Origin of the sequence: Streptomyces sp. NPDC050842, from assembly GCF_044456565.1 — a bacterium.
Lineage (GTDB): Bacteria > Actinomycetota > Actinomycetes > Streptomycetales > Streptomycetaceae > Streptomyces.
This window is the reverse complement of sequence record NZ_JBITGA010000002.1, coordinates 763589-781605: the sequence shown is the minus strand read 5'-3', so window position 1 is coordinate 781605 and position 18017 is coordinate 763589. Positions and strand designations below refer to the sequence as shown.

General features: G+C 72.5%; 18 protein-coding genes. 11 read left to right on the top strand and 7 right to left on the bottom strand.

Annotated features, from left to right (window positions below; all coding sequences use genetic code 11):
• Positions 1-91 precede the first annotated feature (91 nt).
• Both ACIBG6_RS08720 and ACIBG6_RS08715 read left to right on the top strand, forming a co-directional pair.
• Positions 92-544, top strand: coding sequence for an SRPBCC family protein (locus ACIBG6_RS08720; RefSeq protein WP_399221848.1), 453 nt, complete (start codon positions 92-94; stop codon positions 542-544).
• Between the two features lie 217 nt (positions 545-761).
• Positions 762-2429 carry a BCCT family transporter gene (locus ACIBG6_RS08715; protein WP_399221963.1) on the top strand — a complete coding sequence of 556 codons (1668 nt, stop codon included), beginning with the start codon at positions 762-764 and terminating at the stop codon, positions 2427-2429.
• 10 nt (positions 2430-2439) lie between these two features.
• Here ACIBG6_RS08715 and ACIBG6_RS08710 read toward each other — a convergent pair whose 3' ends face one another.
• The 4 genes from ACIBG6_RS08710 to ACIBG6_RS08695 form a co-directional block, all read right to left on the bottom strand.
• Positions 2440-2964 carry a DUF6328 family protein gene (locus ACIBG6_RS08710; RefSeq protein ID WP_399221847.1) on the bottom strand — a complete coding sequence of 175 codons (525 nt, stop codon included), beginning with the start codon at positions 2962-2964 and terminating at the stop codon, positions 2440-2442.
• A gap of 19 nt (positions 2965-2983) precedes the next feature.
• A complete protein-coding gene (locus ACIBG6_RS08705) occupies positions 2984-4264 on the bottom strand; it encodes a sugar ABC transporter permease (RefSeq protein WP_399221846.1) in 1281 nt (426 codons plus the stop codon).
• The gene (locus ACIBG6_RS08700) at positions 4261-5025 is read right to left on the bottom strand and encodes an ATP-binding cassette domain-containing protein (RefSeq protein ID WP_399221845.1); all 765 of its coding nucleotides are present in this window, start codon (positions 5023-5025) and stop codon (positions 4261-4263) included. The genes ACIBG6_RS08705 and ACIBG6_RS08700 overlap by 4 nt, the downstream gene beginning before the upstream one ends.
• Before the next feature lie 96 nt (positions 5026-5121).
• Positions 5122-6210, bottom strand: coding sequence for a substrate-binding domain-containing protein (locus tag ACIBG6_RS08695; protein ID WP_329619600.1), 1089 nt, complete (start codon positions 6208-6210; stop codon positions 5122-5124).
• A gap of 213 nt (positions 6211-6423) precedes the next feature.
• On the opposite strand from ACIBG6_RS08695, the gene ACIBG6_RS08690 reads away from it, so the two are divergent.
• Entirely contained in the window at positions 6424-7926 is a 1503-nt protein-coding gene (locus ACIBG6_RS08690) for a long-chain fatty acid--CoA ligase (RefSeq protein WP_399221844.1), read from the top strand.
• On the opposite strand, the gene ACIBG6_RS08685 is transcribed toward ACIBG6_RS08690, so the two are convergent.
• Both ACIBG6_RS08685 and ACIBG6_RS08680 read right to left on the bottom strand, forming a co-directional pair.
• Positions 7910-8488, bottom strand: coding sequence for an antibiotic biosynthesis monooxygenase (locus tag ACIBG6_RS08685; RefSeq protein WP_399221843.1), 579 nt, complete (start codon positions 8486-8488; stop codon positions 7910-7912). The genes ACIBG6_RS08690 and ACIBG6_RS08685 overlap by 17 nt on opposite strands.
• A gap of 74 nt (positions 8489-8562) precedes the next feature.
• A complete protein-coding gene (locus tag ACIBG6_RS08680; protein ID WP_399221842.1) occupies positions 8563-8814 on the bottom strand; it encodes an EF-hand domain-containing protein in 252 nt (83 codons plus the stop codon).
• Positions 8815-8918: 104 nt separating this feature from the next.
• On the opposite strand from ACIBG6_RS08680, the gene ACIBG6_RS08675 reads away from it, so the two are divergent.
• On the top strand, positions 8919-9554 hold the full coding sequence (locus ACIBG6_RS08675) for a LysE family translocator (RefSeq protein WP_399221841.1): 636 nt from the start codon (positions 8919-8921) through the stop codon (positions 9552-9554).
• A 7-nt stretch (positions 9555-9561) separates the two neighbouring features.
• Here the strand turns inward: ACIBG6_RS08675 and ACIBG6_RS08670 are convergent, their stop codons facing one another.
• Positions 9562-11250: an IclR family transcriptional regulator C-terminal domain-containing protein gene (locus ACIBG6_RS08670; protein WP_399221840.1), complete on the bottom strand. Its 1689-nt coding sequence runs from the start codon at positions 11248-11250 to the stop codon at positions 9562-9564.
• 216 nt (positions 11251-11466) lie between these two features.
• Here ACIBG6_RS08670 and ACIBG6_RS08665 point away from each other — a divergent pair, with 216 nt between their 5' ends.
• Genes ACIBG6_RS08665 through pcaD form a run of 7 tightly spaced genes read left to right on the top strand, consistent with a single transcriptional unit; the run spans position 11467 to position 17982 of the window.
• A complete protein-coding gene (locus ACIBG6_RS08665) occupies positions 11467-12225 on the top strand; it encodes a CoA transferase subunit A (protein ID WP_329619595.1) in 759 nt (252 codons plus the stop codon).
• Entirely contained in the window at positions 12222-12887 is a 666-nt protein-coding gene (locus tag ACIBG6_RS08660; RefSeq protein WP_399221839.1) for a 3-oxoacid CoA-transferase subunit B, read from the top strand. The genes ACIBG6_RS08665 and ACIBG6_RS08660 overlap by 4 nt, the downstream gene beginning before the upstream one ends.
• Positions 12884-14080: a thiolase family protein gene (locus ACIBG6_RS08655; protein ID WP_399221838.1), complete on the top strand. Its 1197-nt coding sequence runs from the start codon at positions 12884-12886 to the stop codon at positions 14078-14080. Before ACIBG6_RS08660 ends, ACIBG6_RS08655 begins: the two co-directional genes overlap by 4 nt.
• A 9-nt stretch (positions 14081-14089) precedes the next feature.
• The gene (gene pcaH / locus ACIBG6_RS08650; protein WP_399221837.1) at positions 14090-14854 is read left to right on the top strand and encodes a protocatechuate 3,4-dioxygenase subunit beta; all 765 of its coding nucleotides are present in this window, start codon (positions 14090-14092) and stop codon (positions 14852-14854) included.
• The gene (pcaG, locus tag ACIBG6_RS08645) at positions 14851-15432 is read left to right on the top strand and encodes a protocatechuate 3,4-dioxygenase subunit alpha (RefSeq protein WP_399221836.1); all 582 of its coding nucleotides are present in this window, start codon (positions 14851-14853) and stop codon (positions 15430-15432) included. Before pcaH ends, pcaG begins: the two co-directional genes overlap by 4 nt.
• Positions 15419-16816, top strand: coding sequence for a 3-carboxy-cis,cis-muconate cycloisomerase (pcaB, locus tag ACIBG6_RS08640; RefSeq protein WP_399221835.1), 1398 nt, complete (start codon positions 15419-15421; stop codon positions 16814-16816). The genes pcaG and pcaB overlap by 14 nt, the downstream gene beginning before the upstream one ends.
• Complete coding sequence (pcaD, locus tag ACIBG6_RS08635) at positions 16813-17982, top strand: 3-oxoadipate enol-lactonase (protein ID WP_399221834.1); 1170 nt, start codon at positions 16813-16815, stop codon at positions 17980-17982. The genes pcaB and pcaD overlap by 4 nt, the downstream gene beginning before the upstream one ends.
• Positions 17983-18017: the final 35 nt, after the last annotated feature.

Sequence of the window (18017 nt, the reverse complement as noted above, 5' to 3'; positions counted from 1 at the left end):
CGCCCGTGGGACCATTTTCGTAGGAAGTGACAACGAGCCCGCGCCGAGGCTCGGGTCCCGGCGCGGTCTCCCGCCGGACGAAGAGGGCACCATGTCTGCCATCACGGAAACCATCGACATATCCCGCAGTCCCGCGGACGTCTTCTCCTACGTGACCGACCCGACCCATCTGCCCGAATGGCAGGAGAGCGCGGTCTCGGTCCGGAGGCTGGGCGACGCCCCGCTCGCGGTCGGCTCGAAGGTCGCCGTCACGCGGCGGCTCGGGCGTCGGGAGTTCACTTCGACCATGCAGGTCATCGAGCTGGAACCGCCGAGGCACTGGCACGTGCACGGCATCGACGGCCCCGTACGCGGTGACGTCCAGGGCACCATCGAGCCGCTGGACGGCGGCGAGCGGTCGCGCCTGACGCTCTCCCTCGACTTCGAGGGCCACGGCATCGGCAAGGCGATCGTCCCGCTCGTCGTCCGCCCGCACGTGCGGAAGGAGATGCCGAGGGACGAACTCACCCTCAAGGGCATCCTGGAGAGCGCCGCCGTCACCTGACGAGGCGGCCTCCACGCGGTCCGGCCACCGCGTCACCTGCCATCACGTGGGCCGGGAACGCCTGTTGGTCCGCCGAGTCCGGCCTCGCCTGTGGTACTGCCTTACGGATACATCGTCACGTTTTTCCGTAATGCAGTGAAAGGTGACCTCTGTGCCGCAGGAAGACGAGAGGCCGGACGGCCGCCGGTCAGGCGCCGAACGGGGAGGCCGGGAAGGGCTGCCGGTGACGGCGGACCTCCCCGGCCGTCCCGACCACCACCACAAAGCCCGTACCGACCGGATCGTTTTCGGTGTCACCGCCGTGCTCACCCTGGCGTTCGTCGTCTGGGGCGCGACGGCCACGGACAGTCTGGAGAGCGTCTCCAGCAAGCTCCTCGACGGACTGATCCGCGACGGCGGCTGGGCGTTCATGCTGGCCGCGTCGGGCTTCGTCATCTTCGCGCTGTGGCTCGCCATCAGCCGCTACGGCCGGATCACCCTCGGCCAGGAGAGCGAGGGACCCGAGTTCCGGACCGTGTCGTGGATCGCCATGATGTTCAGCGCGGGCATGGGCATCGGCCTGATGTTCTACGGCGTGAGCGAACCCCTCGCCCACTACGGCACCCCGCCGCCCGGCACCCACCCCGTCGACTCGGCCGAGCGGATGCAGACGGCCATGGCCACCACGCTCTTCCACTGGACGCTCCACCCGTGGGCGATCTACGCCGTCGTCGGACTCGCCATCGCCTACTCCACCTTCCGCCGCAGGCGCCGCCAGACCATCAGCGCCGTCTTCGTCCCGCTCATCGGCGAACGGCGGGCGAACGGCGGTCCCGGCCGCGTCATCGACATCCTGGCCATCTTCGCCACCCTCTTCGGCTCCGCCGCCTCGCTCGGCCTCGGCGCGCTCCAGATCGGCAGCGGCATCGAGGAACTCGGCTGGATGGAGAAGACCGGCACCGGGCTGCTCGTCGGCATCATCGCCGTCCTCACCGTGGCCTTCGTCTTCTCCGCCGTCTCCGGCGTGGAGAAGGGCATCCAGTGGCTGTCCAACACCAACATGGTGCTCGCGGTGGTGCTCGCCCTCTTCGTCTTCGTGGCGGGCCCCACGATCATCGTGCTCGACCTGCTGCCCACCTCCCTCGCCGCGTACATCGACCAGCTGCCGCAGCTCGCCGGCCGCACCGAGGCGACCAGCGGCGAGAACATCCACGACTGGCTCGGCAGCTGGACCGTCTTCTACTGGGCCTGGTGGATCTCCTGGACGCCCTTCGTCGGCATGTTCATCGCCCGCATCAGCCGGGGCCGGACCATCCGCCAGTTCGTCGGCGGCGTCATCCTGGTGCCCAGCACCGTCAGCCTCGTCTGGTTCGCCATCTTCGGCGGTACGGCGATGAAGCTCAGCGAACAGGGCGACCTGGCGGGGGAGTCCACCCCCGAGGGGCAGCTCTTCGGTGTGCTCCAGGAGTTCCCCCTCACCGGCGTCATGAGCCTGCTCGTGATGGTCCTGGTCGGCATCTTCTTCGTGTCGGGCGCGGACGCCGCCTCCCTCGTCATGGGCACGCTCTCCCAGCGCGGAACCTTCGAACCCACCCGTCCCGTGGTGGTCTTCTGGGGCGTGCTGACCGGAGCGGTCGCGGCCATCATGCTCCTCATCGGCGACGGCCAGGGCGACGCGCTCGCGGGGCTCCAGAACCTCACCATCCTGGTGGCGGCGCCGTTCGTGCTCGTCATGATCGGCATGTGCGTGGCGCTCATGCGCGACCTGCGCAAGGACCCGCTCATCGTCCGCGGCGAGGCGGGGGTCGAGGCCGTCGAACTCGCCGTGATCGCGGGCCACGAGCAGTACGACGGCGACTTCGAACTGAGGATCGGCCCCGGCCCGTCGGACCCGGACGGGCCCTGACGGCGACGGGCTACCTCCCACTGGTGTAGCGGAAGCGCACCCACAGGGGCAGGGCGAACCAGCAGAGCAGGTACCAGGCGAGGACACCGGCGACGATCCACGGCACGTACGAGTCGTCCCCGGTGGCCACGCGCAGGACCAGGAGGAGGGCCGACGTCAGGGTCGCGAGCAGGAGCACGATGCCCGTGAAGGTGAGACGGGCGGCCCAGACGACGGCCCGGGGTTTGATCTGCCTCCCGGCCACGATCCGGTGCAGGGCCACGGGCCCGATGAGCGCGCCGGTCGCCAGGGACCCGAGGACGACCGTGACGATGTAGATCGTCTTGTCGGTCTGTTCGAGACCCTGGAAGTGAGAGGTGAAGACCACGGTGAGGAGGAAGCCGAGGAGGATCTGGACACCGGTCTGGACGACACGGATCTCCTGGATGACCTCCTGCCAGCGCCGGTCGGCGCGCTCCATCTCGGTCTCGCTCCGGCCGTCGTTCCGGCCGCGGTCCCGGCTGTCGTCGCGGTCCTTGCCCGTATCGGTGCCCATGGGGTGGTCCTCCGGCGGATCAGGCCCGGCCCGCGGCCTTCTGGCTCCTGCGGGACAGGGAGTCGACGACCACGGCGGCCAGCAGCACCGAACCCGTGATCATGAACTGGACTGCGTTGCTGACACCCATGATGTTCATCCCCGACTGGATGGACCCGATCACCAGCGCGCCGAGCAGCGCGGACCAGACCGTGCCGCGCCCGCCGAACAGGCTCGTGCCGCCGATGACCGCGGCGGCGATGACGTTCATCAGCAGGTTGCCGCCGCCGGAGGTCTGGCTCGCGGACTGGATCTGCCCCGCGAGGAAGATGCCGCCGACCGCCGCCATGGTCCCGGCGATCGAGAAGACGCTCATCCGGACGAACGGCACGCTGATGCCCGCCCGGCGCGCGCCCTCGATGTTGCCGCCCACCGCGAAGATCCGCCGGCCGTACGTGGTGCGCCGCAGTACGAAGTCCAGGACCACGAGCAGGATCAGGAAGATGAGGAGCGCCAGCGGGAGCCCCTGGTACTGGTTGAGGATGTACGCCGTGACGAAGGCGATCGCGGCGAGCACCGCCGTACGCAGGACGATCTCGGCGATCGGCCGGGACGGCACCCGTGCCGTCCGCCGGCGCCGCGCGTCCAGGAGCTGGGCGGCAAGGAACAACCCGACGCCCACCGCCGCGGTCACGTAGGCGGCGGCCGGGCTGTGGTAGATCGTCGAGTAGAGCTTGGAGACGATGCTCTCGCTGGGGATGTTGACCGTGCCGCTGGTGCCGAGCACCTGGAGCATCAGTCCGTTCCAGGCGAGGTTGCCGGCCAGCGTGACGACGAAGGCCGGGACGCCGACCTCGGCGAAGAAGAACCCCTGGATGAGACCGACGGCCGCGCCGCCCACGATGGCGATCAGCAGCGCGAGCCACTCGTTCATCCCGTTCAGGACGTTGAGCACGGCGAAGATCGCGGCGCACAGGCCGCTGACCGAGCCGACGGAGAGGTCGATCTCTCCGAGCAGCAGCACGAAGACGATGCCGACGGCGATCATGCCGGTGCCGACGATCTGCTGGCTGAGGTCGGAGAGGTTCTGGGCCGAGAGGAACGTGCTGTCGAGGGTGCCGAAGACCGTCCAGATGATGATCACGGCCAGAATGACGGGCAGGGACCCCAGCTCACCGCTGCGGAGCTTGCGGCGGAACTCCCCGAGGTACCCCTTGATGCCCTCGTCACGGACCAGGAGACGCGTGTCCACGGCCGGTACGGCGCCCTTCGCCGGTTCCTGGGTGGCGCCGTCGTCGGCGCCGTCTCTGTCGCGGCTCATTGCTCCTCCTCCCGCTTGCGCGCCTGGCGGCGGGTGACGGCGCTGTCGCTGGCCCCCGTGATCGCGGAGATGATCTCCTCGGTGGTCGTGGAGCGCTTGTCGAAGAAGCCGTTGTTCCGGCCGAGCCGCATCACGGCGATCCGATCGGCGACCGCCATCACGTCGACCATGTTGTGGCTGATCAGGATGGTCCCGAGGCCGCGCTCGCGGAGCCGCTCGACCAGGTCGAGCACCTCGGCGGTCTGCTCCACGCCCAGGGCGGCCGTGGGCTCGTCCAGGATGACGACCTTCGGCTCGCCGATCAGCGAGCGGGCGATCGCCACCGTCTGGCGCTGACCGCCGGAGAGGGAGGCCACGGGGATCCGGACGCTCGGGATGCGGATCGACAGGGTGTCGAGCAGCTCCCGCGCGCGCTGGTCCATGCGGACCTCGTCGAGCACACCGAAGCGGCGCAACTCGCGGCCGAGGAAGAGGTTGGCGACCACGTCGAGGTTGTCGCACAGGGCCAGGTCCTGGTAGACGGTGGCGATGCCGAGGTTCTGGGCGTCATGGGGCCGGTTGATGGAGACCGGGTGGCCCTCCCACTCGATGACGCCCTCGTCGGGCGGGTTCACCCCGGCGATCGCCTTGACGGCGGTGGACTTGCCGGCGCCGTTGTCGCCGACGAGGGCGACGACCTCGCCGGGGTGGACCTCCAGATCGAACCCCTTCAGGGCCTGGACCGCACCGAACCGTTTGGAGACGCCCCGCAGTGTGAGCACGGCTGACTCCGGCAATGGAACCGCCTCCTCCGCTCGCCCGCTCGCACGGGCCGCTCCGCCCCACCGGGATGAATCACCTCGCGGCTGCCGGAGGCGCTACTGGAGACCGGCTTCCTCGCAGGCCGCTGCATAGGCCGGGGTGCAGATCTCCGCGACCGTGTACAGCCCGTCCTTGACGACGGTGTCCTTGATGTTGGTCTTGTCGACGACGACCGGCGTCAGCAGGTTCGCCGGGACCTTCTCGCCACTGCCGCTGGTCACGGTGGTGGGCGTCAGGTCGGCCGGGAGCTCCTTGCCCTCGGCGAGGTCGACGGCCATCGTGGCGGCGATGTCGGCCTCCGGCTTGTACGGCTTCTCGACCGTGATCGTCTGGGTGCCGAGGAGGATCCGCTGGATCGCGTCGAGCTGGGCGTCCTGGCCGGTCAGCGGCACGTTCATGCCCGCCGCCTTGAGGGCGGTGGCGATGCCCGCGGCCAGTCCGTCGTTGGCCGAGTACACGCCGACGATGTTGTCCTTGCCGAGGGAGCTGATGGCACCGGACATCTGCTGGTTGGCGTTGTTCGGGTCCCAGTTCGGTGTGTCGTACTCCTTGCCGATCTTCACCTTGCCGTCCAGGACGGAGTGCGCACCGGCCTTGAACTCGGCCGCGTTCGGGTCGGTCGGCGACCCGTTGTGCATCACGATCTGGCCGCCGTCGGCCTTGTCGCCGAGCGCGTCGAGGAGCGCCTGGCCCTGGAGCTCGCCCACCTTGCGGTTGTCGTACGAGACGTAGGCGTCGACGGGCCCCTGCGCCAGGCGGTCGTACGCGACGACCTTGACGCCCGCGTCCCGGGCCTTCTGCACGGAGGACTGGATCGACTTCGCGTCCACGGCGTCCAGGATGAGGACCTTGTCGCCCTTGGCGAGTGCCGTGTTGACCTGCTGTTGCTGGGTCGTGGCGCTCTCGGCGGCGTTGTAATAGTCGATCTGGGCGTCGGGCGCCAGCTCCTTGATCTTGGCCTCGATGTAGGGCCGGTCGAATTTCTCGTACCGCGTGGTCTTGCTCTCCGGAAGCAGGAGGCCGATCCGCACGTCGCCCTGAGCGGCGGACGCACCCGGCTGGGCCGCTCCGCTCACGGACGCCGCGCCCAGGGCGAGCGCCGCGGCGCTCGCCAGGGCTATCGCGCTCCGCAATGTTCGGGTCATCGAAGGCTCCTCTCGTACCCCCCCTTCCCCTCACCTCGTGAGTGTGGGAACAGGGGATGCACTTATGGCCTATATATCGACATTAGCGGCAAGCTGAGGACCGGCAAGCGGGTGAAAAAACCGGCCGGTAACCTGGCCGCTGAGCGTCCGGCTCCCGTGTGACGTACGAAACGAAGCACGAACTAAGCGCGAATGATCAGAAAGAGGTCGACGATGACCAATCTGGCTCTCAACCTGGCCCGTACCGCAGCGGCACAGCCGGACGGCATCGCGATCCAGCTGGACGACCTGACGCTCGACTACCGTTCGCTGGACGACCGCAGCGCCCGGGTCGCCGGCTGGCTGGAGGCCAAGGGAGTCGGACCGGGCGACCGCGTCGCGATCCTGCTGCCCAACATCCCGCACTTCGCCGTCGCCTACTACGGCGTGCTGCGCGCCGGCGCGGTCGCCGTGCCGATGAACCCGCTGCTCAAGTCCGGCGAGATCGCGTACGCGGCCGGTGACTGCGGAGCCCGGCTGATCCTCGCCTGGGGCGCGGCCATGGGCGAGGCCGGAGCCGCGGCGGCGGAGCTGGGCATCGAGTGTACCGACGTGACGGACCCGGGCTTCGGCCCCGCGCTGGCCGCCGTCGAGCCGCGCGACGGAGTCGTGGACCGGGACGTCGACGACCTCGCCGTACTGCTCTACACCTCGGGCACCACCGGCCGCCCCAAGGGGGCCCGGCTCACCCACGGGAACCTCGGGTCCAACACCTCGGCCGTGGCCCGCGTCCTGGGCATCTCGGCATCGGACACGGTCTTCGGCGGCCTGCCGTTCTTCCACGTGTTCGGCCAGACCTGCGGGCTGAACGCGGCGGTCCTCACCGGCGCGCGCATCACCCTGCTGCCGCGCTTCGACGCCGCGAAGGCGCTGGACATCCTCTCCAGGGACAGGGTCACGGTGATGGAGGGCGTGCCCACCATGTTCCTGGGCCTGCTCGCCGCCGCCGACGCGGCCGGCTCGACCGGTCTCACGGACGGCGGCGGCGATCTGCGGCTGTGCGTGACCGGCGGTTCGGCGATGCCCGTGGAGGTGCTGCACCGCTTCGAGGCCGTCTTCGGCTGTCCGGTCGTCGAGGGCTACGGCCTGTCCGAGACCTCCCCGGTGGTCACCTTCGGGGCCCTCGACGGCCCGCGCAAGCCCGGATCGATCGGCACCCCCATCGACGGCGTGCACGTCCGGCTCGTCGACGACGAGGGCAAGGACGTCCCGGACGGCGACGTCGGCGAGATCGCCGTGCAGGGCCCGAACGTCATGGCCGGGTACTGGAACCGGCCCGAGGCCGACGCGGCCGCCTTCACCGACGGCTGGTTCCGCACCGGCGACCTCGCGCGCCGTGACCAGGACGGCTTCTACTTCATCGTGGACCGCAAGAAGGACCTGGTGATCCGCGGCGGGTACAACGTCTACCCGCGCGAGATCGAGGAGGTCCTCTACGAGCACCCGGCCGTGGCCGAGGCCGCCGTGGTGGGCGTCCCGCACGCCGTGCACGGTGAGGAGATCGCGGCCGTCGTCACCCTGCGGCCGGGTGCCGACGCCTCGGCTGACGAACTGCGCGAGTTCGTGAAGGACCGCGTGGCCCCGTACAAGTACCCGCGGATCGTCCAGCTGGTGCCGGGTCTGCCCAAGGGCCCCACCGGCAAGATCCTCAAGCGGGAGATCACGATCGAGGGCTGAGCCAGCCCCGGAGCAGCCGGCTGACCGTGGGCATCGCCACATAGGTCATCAGGACGTTGAAGACGCAGGCGATGACCGCGCTGCTGAGCACGATGGGCAGCGCGGTCAGACGGGGCGTCAGGAAGTAGCCGCCCAGGAGGGAGATGGGGTAGATCGCCAGGGTCGCGCTGATCGCCATCTTCCACCGGGGAGGCGCCGGCCGCGTCGAGCCCGGCTTGGCGAACCACGTCTCCATGCCGGTCAGCCGGCGTCGCGCGACCTCGGTGTGGTGGTGGCCCTGGCAGTCGGCGAACCACGCGGCCCGCTCCGGTGACTCCTGCCAGGCCTGACACGCGGCCGCGTCACGGAAGCGGTGGACCAGGAACCAGGGGGCGTCCCCGCCCGAGGAGCGGAAGAACCCGTAGCCGAGGTGGCCGGGGAAGCGCGCGGCGCTCTCCAGGATGCCCTTCGCCCACCGCTCGAAAGCGGCCTCGTGACCGGGCTCGACCCTGCGGGCTATCAGCAGGGTCACCTCGCCGGAGTCGGCGGGGACGTGCGTGTGCTCAAGGCTCACCGCGGTCATCGTTCTCCTCATGATCACAGCGCGCCCGAGCACACTCTACGCGGCGGCGACCCGCGTTCCACCGGTCCGGGACGTCACCAGCCGAAACGGCGGTCGACCACGGCGGCGAACTCCTCGAAGGACAGGACCTTGTCGCCGTTCTGGTCGGCGGCGTCGAACAGGGCCGCCGACTCCTCGTCGCCCCCCACACCCCAGACGGGAATGACCCCCTGCGCGACGAGCGTCGGCCCCTTGGACCGGAGGGCGCCGACGACCTCGGCGAGGGTGAGAGCGCCGTCGTGGTCGAGGTCGAGCGCGTCGAAGAGTATGCGGGCCTTGTCGCTCATCGCGTGTCCTGTTCCCTGATCCCTGTGGCAGTGGGGTCTCCGTACGGAGAGACGCGGGGACCGCGCGCCAGGTTGCCCCGAGCCCTACGATACGGTGGCCGTCCATGGCAATGAGTACCGCGCTGTGGTCCTTCGCCCTCGTCGTAGGGCTCCTCACTCTCACCCCCGGCCTCGACACGGCCCTCATCCTGCGCACCGCCGCCCTCGGCCGGCGGACCCGTGCGTGGGGAGTCGTCCTCGGCATCCAGACCGGCACCCTCATCTGGGGCTCCCTCACCTCGCTCGGCGTGACCGCCCTCCTCACGGCCTCGCAGCTCGCGTACGAGATCCTGCGCTGGGCCGGCGCCGCCTACCTGCTGTGGATGGCGGGCCGCATGGTCCACGACACCTTCCGCGGACGGGGCGCGGCTCCCGAGGACACGGCGGGTGGCGGCAACGCCGACACGCTGTCCGGCGGCTGGCGCCAGGGCACCCTGACCAATCTCCTCAACCCCAAGGTGGGCGTCTTCTACGTCGCCGTCCTGCCGCAGTTCATCCCCGTCGACGCACCCCACTTCACCACCGGCCTGCTCCTGACCGGCGTCCACGTCACCCTGGGCATGATCTGGTCGACCGTCCTGATCGCCTCCGCCACCGCTCTCGGGACCTGGCTGCGCAAGCCCCGCTCCCGCCGGATCCTCGACCGGGTCACGGGGACGGTCATCGGCCTCTTCGCCGTCCGCCTGGCGGTCGGCGACTGACCCCGGTTCAGGACACGCGCACGGGGGACCACCGGCTCACCGCGGCGAGGTCGGCGCTGATCGCGGCGGCCGTGCCGAGGAGGTGGGGGAGCAGCGCGGCGAGGCTCTCCTCCGCGGAGCTGCGGCCCGCGTGCAGCGCCACGTTGACGGCGGCGACCACCCGGCCCCTGCCGTCCGTCACCGGCGCCGCGAGCGAGCGCAGCCCCTCCTCCAGCTCCTGCTCCACCCACCCGTAGCCGCGCCGCGCGGTCTCGGCCACCGCCTCGGCGAGCGCCTCGGGCGTCGTCACCGTGTGGGGCGTGAGCGCCTCGGGCGTGACACCCGCGAGGAGCGCCGCGCGTTCCCCCTCGGGCAGCGCGCCGAGCAGGACCCGGCCCATCGAGGTGGCGTAGGCGGGCAGGCGGGTGCCCACCCTGATGTCGATGTGCATGATCCGGGAGCTCGCGACGCGGGCGACGTAGCGGATGTCCTCCCCGTCGAGCACCGCGACGGACGCCGACTCGTGGACCCGGACCACCAGTTCGGCGAGGTGCGGGGTGGCGATCTCGACGAGCGTGAGGCCCGAGACACGGGCGTGGCCGAGCTCCAGGACGCGGGGGAGCACGCGGAAGCCGTCGTCGTCCTCCCGTACGTATCCCAAGTGGCGCAGGGTGATCAGCGACCGCCGGGCGGTGGCGCGGGGGAGTCCCGTCAGGCGGGCCAGCTCGGACAGCCTGGCCGGGCCGCGGGCCGCCCCGAACGCGCACAGCACGTCCAGGCCGCGCGCGAGCGACTGCAGGAACCCCGCGCCCAACTCCTCCTTGAGCGCCGCCGCACCCGGACCGGTGGGCAGCGCCTCGCGCTCCGCCGCGGGGGCCGCCGCGAGGCCCGCCTCCATCGCCGCGACGGCCGCGCGCAGCGGCGGCAGGGCGATGGCGGCGAGGGAGTCGATGTCGTGACGGCTCGTGTGGCTGACGACGCTGACCGCGCAGGCGACGGCGCCGGTCGCGTCGCGTACGGGCAGGGCGACGGCGATCAGCCCGGCCTCGATGAGCTGGTCGTCGGCCGCCCAGCCGTCCGTACGGCTCCGGTCGGCGCGGGCGCGGAAGTCGCTCTCGACGGAGTCCGCGTCCGATGCCGATGCCGATGCCGATGCCGAGGGCGTGCGGGGCGGTACCGCCGGGAAGGCGGCGTCCAGCGGGTCCTTCAGGTGCCGCGCCCGCCACGTCTCCCACTCCGCGTCCGCCCAGTCGGCGGCGAACAGCGCCCCGGGCGCGCAGCGTTCGGCCGGCAGGACGTCCCCCGCGCGGAACGAGATCGCCATGGCGCGCCGTCGCGCGGCCTGCGCCACGAAGCGCACCCCGTCCCCGTCGGGGACCGCCACGGACACGGACTCGTCGAGCGCGTCGGCGAGGGCGACGGCGTGCGGACCGACGACCTCGGGCAGCCCGGTCGAGCACAGATAGGCGTTGCCCAGGTCCGCCGCGCGCGGCGCGAGCAGCAGGTCGCGCTCCTCGGCGCGTACGTAGCCGAGGCGCAGGAGCGTCGTGGCGACCCGGTCGACGGTCGACCGGGCGAGCCCGGTGGTGCGGGCGAGGTCGCCGGGGCGGTGGCGGGTCCCGGGTCCGGCGGCCACCGCGCGCAGCACGGCGAGTCCACGCTCCAGCGGCCCGACGAGCTCCTCCGGGAGCTCGTCCGGCTCCGTGCGCTGCGCCATCGTCTGGTCTCCTCCTGCTGGTCGCGGACCGTGTCGCGCCTATGTCGCGCCTGTGTCGCGGGTCGTGTCGCGGGCCGGTCACGATGCGAAAACCGTACCCGTCGCCGTTGACACGGCCCGAAGCGTGGGCGGACACTCACCCCCGCGTTCATTGATGAACATAAGTTCACCAGGCGAACGCATGCGCCGTCAATCCTCAGTGAAACGGGTCGTTACATGGACAAAGTGGTGACATCCGCCGCCGATGCGGTGGCGGACATCGGAGACGGCGCCTCGCTCGCCGTCGGAGGCTTCGGGCTGAGCGGGGTGCCGGACGTACTGATCCGGGCCCTGCACGCCCAGGGCTCCGGCCGGCTCAGCGTCGTGTCGAACAACTGCGGTGTGGACGGCGGCGGCCTCGGCATCCTGCTCGCCGACGGCCGCATCGTCCGCGTGACGGGCTCCTACATCGGCGACAACAAGGAGTTCGCCCGCCGCTACCTCGGCGGCGAACTGGAGCTGGAGCTCACCCCGCAGGGCACCCTCGCCGAGCGCCTCCGGGCCGGCGGCTGCGGCATCCCCGCCTTCTTCACGCCCGCCGGTGTCGGCACCCAGGCCGCCGACGGCGGACTGCCCTGGCGGTACGCGCCCGACGGCAGCGTCGCCGTCGCCTCCCCGCCCAAGGAGGTCCGCGACTACGACGGCCGCCCCCACGTCCTCGAACACGGCATCACCACCGACTTCGCCCTGGTCCGCGCCGCCCGCGGCGACCGCCACGGCAACCTCGTCTTCCGCCGCTCCGCCCGCAACTTCAACCCGCTCGCCGCCATGGCCGGCCGGATCACCATCGCCGAGGTCGAGGAGCTCGTGGAGCCGGGCGAGCTGGACCCCGACGCGATCCACCTGCCCGGCGTGTTCGTGCAGCGGGTCGTCGCACTGACCCCCGAAGAGGCCGCGGCCAAGGGCATCGAGCGAAGGACGGTACGCACGCGATGAGCTGGACCAGGGACGAGATGGCGGCCCGCGCCGCCCGCGAACTGACCGACGGCTCGTACGTCAATCTCGGGATCGGACTGCCGACCCGGGTCCCGGGCTTCCTCCCCGAGGGCGTCGACGTCGTCCTCCAGTCGGAGAACGGGCTCCTCGGCGTCGGACCGTATCCCTACGACGACGAGGTCGACCCCGACCTGATCAACGCGGGCAAGGAGACGGTCACCGTCCTTCCGGGCTCCTCCTTCTTCGACTCCTCGCTCTCCTTCGGCATGATCCGCGGCGGCCACATCGACACCGCGATCCTCGGCGCCATGCAGGTCTCGGCCGGCGGCGACCTCGCGAACTGGGCCGTCCCCGGCCGGATGGTCAAGGGCATGGGCGGCGCGATGGACCTCGTCCACGGCGTCCGGCGGGTCGTCGTCCTCACCGAGCACACCGCCAAGGACGGCTCGCCGAAGATCGTCGACACCTGCACGCTGCCGCTCACCGGCCGCGCCTGCGTCCACCGGATCATCACCGACCTCGGCGTCCTCGACGTCACCGCGGACGGCCTCGTCCTCGTGGAGACCGCGCCCGGCGTGAGCGTGGACGAGGTCACCCGCCGCACTGCGGCGCCCGTGCACGTACCCCTGTCCGTCGCCGCACACACGGAGGAGACCCCGTGACCAAGGACGTCTACATCGTCGACGCCGTACGGACCCCGGTCGGCCGCTACGGCGGCGCGCTCGCGGGCGTCCGCCCCGACGACCTCGCCGCCCACGTCCTGCGCGCCCTGCTCGACCGTGCGCCCGCGCTCGACCCCGCCCGGATCGACGACGTGTTCCTCGGCAACGCCAACGGCGCCGGCGAGGAGAACCGTGACGTCGCCCGGATGGCGGCGCTGCTCGCCGGCGTGCCCGTCACCGTCCCCGGCGTCACCGTGAACCGCCTCTGCGGCTCGGGCATGGAGGCCGTGATCCAGGCGTACCGCGCGGTCGCCGTCGGCGACGCCTCGGTCGTCCTCGCCGGTGGGGTCGAGTCGATGAGCCGCGCCCCCTGGGTGCTTCCCAAGCCCGACCGCGCCTACCCCGCCGGCCACCAGGAGCTCCACTCCACCACCCTCGGCTGGCGCATGGTCAACCCGCGCATGCCCGCCGAGTGGACCGTGTCCCTCGGCGAGGGCGCCGAACTCGTCGCCGAGAAGCACGGCATCGGCCGCGAGGAGCAGGACGCCTACGCCCTCGCCAGCCACGCCAAGGCCGCCGAGGCCTGGGCGACCGGCGCCTTCGACGCCGAGGTCGTCCCCGTCGAAGGCAACGGCCGAGCCGGCACCGGACTCGACCGCGACGAGTCCGTCCGCCAGGACACCTCCCTCGCCGCCCTCGCCCGCCTCAAGCCCGTCTTCCGCGAGGACGGCACCGTCACCGCCGGCAATGCCTCCCCGCTCAACGACGGCGCCTCCGCGCTCCTGATCACCGACGAGGCGGGGCTGCGCGCCACCGGCCGCGAACCCCTCGCCCGGATCACCGCCTCGGCCGTCAGCGGCATCGAACCGCAGTACTTCGGCCTCGGCCCCGTCGAAGCCGCGCAGCGCGCGCTCGCCCGAGCCGGCCGCACCTTCGCCGACCTCGCCACCCTGGAACTCAACGAGGCCTTCGCCGCCCAGGCCCTCGGCTGCCTCGCCGAGTGGCCGGAGCTCGACCCCGCCGTCGTCAACCCCCACGGCGGAGCCATCGCGCTCGGACACCCCCTCGGCTCCTCCGGGTCCCGGCTCGCCGGAACCGTGGCCCACCAGCTCGCCGCCCGCGGCTCCGGCACCGGCCTCGCCACGCTCTGCATCGGCGTCGGTCAGGGACTCGCCCTCGTACTGGAAAGGTGACAGGACGTCATGACACTGACGCAGCAGGACATCTCGCGCGAGATCGAGGGCGAGCGGAAGGACTACCTCACGCACCGCCTCGCCGCCGGCGAGGTGCGCCACCACCCCGCCCGGGACTACGCCCCCTACCGCAGCAGCGCGCTGCGCCACCCCCTCCACCCGCCCGTCACCATTCACGACCCCGAGGCGGTCGAACTCTCCGGACCGGTCTTCGGCGTCACCGACGTCACCGAGACCGACGCCGACCTGACCCGGGCCCACGCGGGGGAGCCGCTCGGCGAGCGGATCACCGTCACCGGCCGCGTCCTCGACCGCGCCGGACGGCCCGTCCGCGGCCAGCTCGTCGAGCTGTGGCAGGCCAACGCCGCCGGCCGCTACGCCCACCTCCGCGACCAGCACCCCGCGCCGCTCGACCCGAACTTCACCGGCTTCGGGCGCTGCCTGACCGACGACCGGGGCGCGTACGCGTTCACGACCGTCAAGCCCGGGGCCTACCCCTGGCGCAACCACGACAACGCCTGGCGCCCCGCGCACATCCACTTCTCGCTCTTCGGCACCGCGTTCACCCAACGGCTCGTCACCCAGATGTACTTCCCCGGCGACCCGCTCTTCGCGTACGACCCGATCCTCCAGTCCGTCACCGACGACGCGGCCCGCGAGCGGCTCGTCGCCGCCTACGACCACGACCTGTCCACCCCCGAGCGGTCGCTCGGCTACCGCTGGGACATCGTCCTCGACGGCCCCGCCGCGACCTGGATCGAGGAAGGCCGATGAGCCGCGACCCCCTGACCCTCCCCCTGCTCCCCACGCCCTCGCAGACCGTCGGGCCCTTCTACGGCTACGCCCTGCCCTTCCCCGGCGGCCCCGACATCGCGCCCGCCGGACACCCCGACACCCTCGCCGTCCACGGGTACGTGTACGACGGCGCCGGCGCCCCGATCCCCGACGCGATCGTGGAGATCTGGCAGCCCGGCCCCGACGGCGACCGCTCCGGCGCCCCCGGCTCCCTGCGGCGCGACCCCGTCACCGGCGGGTACGCGGGCCGGGACGGCGTCACGTTCACCGGCTTCGGCCGGATCGCCACCGACGCCGACGGCCACTGGGCCGTCAGGACCCTCCCGCCGGGCGGCGTCCCGTACCTCTCCGTCTGCGTCTTCGCCCGCGGACTGCTCCACCACCTGTACACCCGGATCTACCTGCCGGGCCCGGCCACCGACGCCGACCCGCTGCTCGCGGGCCTCGCGCCCGAGCGGCGCGCGACCCTCCTCGCCACGGAGGACAGGCCGGGCGTCCACCGCTTCGACATCCGCCTCCAGGGGGACGGAGAGACGGTGTTCCTTGACTTCCGCTGACCCCTACGACACCCCGGAGAGCGCGGCGTACGACGTCGGGCTCCTCGCCCCCGTCAGCGCGGGCACCGCGGCCGAGCGCGCCACCGGCGACCGCGCCTTCCTCCAGGCGATGCTCGACGCCGAGGCCGCCCTGACCCGGGCCCAGGCCGCCCTCGGCCACGCCCCCTGCCCGGCGGCCGAGGCCGTGACGGAGGCGGCCCGCGCCGACCGCTTCGACCCGCGCGACCTCGCCCTGCGCGCCCGCGCCGGCGGCAACCCGGTCATCCCGCTCGTCGCCGCGCTCACGGCCGCCGTGCCCGAGGACGCCGCGCCGTACGTCCACCGGGGCGCGACCAGCCAGGACGTCCTGGACACCGCCGCGATGCTCGTCGCGGCCCGAACCGTCCCCCTGATCACCGCCGAACTGCACCGGGCCGCCGAGGCGTTCGGGCGGCTCGCCGCCGCCCACCGGGACACCCCGATGGCCGGCCGCACCCTCGGCCAGCACGCCGTACCCACCACCTTCGGACTCAAGGCGGCCGGCTGGCGCCACCTCGCCCTCGACGCGGCGGACCGGCTCGCCGCCCTGCGGCTCCCCGCCCAACTGGGCGGCGCGGCAGGCACCCTGGCCGCCTTCGAGTACCTGGCGGGCGCGCCCGGCAGCGGCCCGGAGCTCACCGAGCGGTACGCGGCCGAACTCGGGCTCGCCGCACCCGTCCTGCCCTGGCACACCCTGCGCACCCCGATCGCCGACCTCGCGACGGCGCTCGCGTTCACCGCCGCCGCCCTCGGCAAGCCCGCCGCGGACGTCCTTCGGCTCTCCCGCACCGAGACCGCCGAACTCGCCGAGGGCAGCGGCGGCGGATCCTCCGCCATGCCGCACAAGAGCAACCCCGTCCGTGCCACCCTCGTCGCCTCGGCCGCCCGGCAGGCCCCCGCGCTCGCCGCCGTACTCCTCGGTTCGCTCGCCGCGGAGGACGAGCGGCCCGCCGGCGCCTGGCACGCCGAGTGGCAGCCGCTGCGGGAACTGCTCCGGCTGGCGGGCTCCGCCGCCCACCACACCGCCGAACTCGCCGAAGGGCTCCGCGTCCGGCCCGACCGGATGCTCGCGAACCTCCACCACACCCGCGGGCTCGTGACGAGCGAACGCCTCGCCGCCACCCTGGCGGACGTCCTCGGCCGGGCCGAGGCCCGGGCCCTCCTCGACCGGCTCTCCCGGCGGGCGGCGGAGGAGGGCCGGGAGCTCGCGGAGCTGCTCGTCGCCGCACCCGAGCTGATCGGCCGGATCACCTCCGAGCGGCTCCGCGCCCTCGCGGACCCGGCCGGCGCCACCGGCGCCGCGCCCCTGCTCGTCGACCACGCCCTGCGGAGGCAGCCCTCCGCCGACCCGGAAGGCCGCCCATGACCAGCGTTCTCCACCACCGGATCGACGGCCCCGCCACCGCGCCCGTCCTGATCCTCGGCCCGTCCCTCGGCACCTCGCTCGCCGTCTGGGACGCCCAGGTCCCCGCCCTGGCCCGCCGCCACCGGGTGATCCGCTTCGACCTGCCCGGCCACGGCGACACCCCCACCGGGACACTGGGCGACCCCGCCCCCGCCGCCACCGGCATGGCCGACCTGGCAGCCCTCGTCCTGGCCCTCGCCGACCACCTCGGCGTGGACCAGTTCGCCTACGCCGGCATCTCCCTCGGCGGCGCCATCGGCGCCCACCTCGCCGTCCACCACCCGGAGCGGATCACCCGCCTCGCGCTCGTCTGCTCCTCGGCCCGCTTCGGCGAGCCCGCCGGCTGGCACGAACGGGCCGCCCTCGTACGCGAGAAGGGCACCGACGCCGTGGCGCCGGGCGCCCTCGCCCGCTGGTTCACCCCCGACTTCGCGGGCACGCACACCGCCGACCGCCTCGTGGACGACCTGTGCGCCGCCGACGCCGAGGGGTACGCGGCCTGCTGCGACGCCCTCGCCACGTACGACCTGCGCGACGAGCTGCACCGCGTCACCGCGCCCACCCTCGTCCTCGCCGGGCGCGCCGACCCGGCCACACCCCCCGCGCACGCCCGCGAACTCGCCGACGGCATCCCCGACGCGAGCCTGCTCGAACTGGCCGGCGCCGCCCACCTCGCGCCCGCCGAACGGCCCGAACCGGTCCTCTCCGCGCTCCTCGGCCACTTCGGCACCCCCGACTCCGAGGACAGCCGGTACGCCGAGGGCATGGCGGTCCGCCGGGCCGTACTGGGCGACGCCCATGTGGACCGGGCGGTCGCCCGCACCACCGACTTCACCGCCGACTTCCAGGACTACATCACCCGCTGTGCCTGGGGCGAGATCTGGACCCGGCCCGGCCTCGACCGGCGCACCCGCAGCTGCCTGACCCTCACCGCCCTGATCGCCCACGGGCACCAGGAGGAGCTGGCGATGCACGTCCGCGCCGCGATCCGCAACGGGCTCACACCCGAGGACATCAAGGAGGTCCTGCTGCACTCCGCCGTCTACTGCGGGGTACCCGCGGCCAACTCCGCCTTCGCCACCGCGCAGCGCGTCCTCACCGAGGACGGCACCCCGCTCTCCCTCTGACCGCCCGGCTTCCTCCCCTCCCTCATCACGCTCAC